The organism is Pseudomonas sp. K5002, assembly GCF_013386655.1.
GTDB lineage: Bacteria > Pseudomonadota > Gammaproteobacteria > Pseudomonadales > Pseudomonadaceae > Aquipseudomonas.
In genome coordinates, this window is sequence record NZ_JACARK010001687.1 from 1 (window position 1) to 804 (window position 804).

General features: G+C 65.8%; 1 protein-coding gene. It reads right to left on the reverse strand.

Going from position 1 to position 804, the window contains the following annotated elements; all coding sequences use genetic code 11:
• Nucleotides 1-200: 200 nt before the first annotated feature.
• A partial coding sequence (locus tag HX846_RS38715; RefSeq protein ID WP_178967639.1) for a FecR domain-containing protein occupies nucleotides 201-804 on the reverse strand: 604 nt, incomplete at its 5' end.

An 804-nucleotide genomic window follows, 5' to 3' on the forward strand; every position in this document is an offset into this window, starting at 1 on the left:
CACCGGCCAGCAGTGCCGCAGCGATCAGTCGCCCGCGCACCGGCCGCAACACTTGCGAGACCGCGCCGCGCCCCCTGGGTTTGGCCGCAGCCACATCCTTGTTACTCATGAAGTCTCCCTGACTGAATGAGCCTTTGCTCGCCCTTACCTTATCTTCCGAACGAGCGGCCAAAACCCTCAATCGAAACCTCAAGGAATTTTCAGGCAGGGGCGCGGACCGTCACCCAATAGCGGGTGCGCCGCACCACCTGGATCGGCAACGCGGCGGCCAGGTTGTCCAGCGCCAGGTCGGTATTGTCCAGGTGCAATACACCGCTGACCCGCAGCATCGCCACCTCAGGCGCACAGCGCAGTACACCGCGGCGGTAGCGTCCCAGCTCGGCGATCAGTTCGTCCAGCCGGGTGCCATCGGCCACCAACAGGCCCTTGACCCAGGCGATGCTGCGGTCAGTCACCGCCGCAGTCGGCTGTACGGTGTCCCTGGAAACCGTGGCGCCTTGACCTGCCTCCACCCGCGCACCTGCGCCATGGTCGGGCTGTACCTGCACGGTGCCCTCAAGCACGGCCAACTGGCAGTTGCCGTCGTCGCATTGGCGCAGGCTGAAGCGCGTGCCCAGGGCATGAAACACGCCCTGGCGACTCTGCACCCGAAACGGCCGGGGTGACGGCGCGGTCGTGATGAAGACCTCGCCGGCCCGCAGCAGCACCAGGCGCTGGTCGTCATCGAACTGCACGTCAATTGCTGAAGCCGGGCCCAATACCAGGCGGGTACCGTCGGGCAATACCACTTCGCGAACTTCGCCA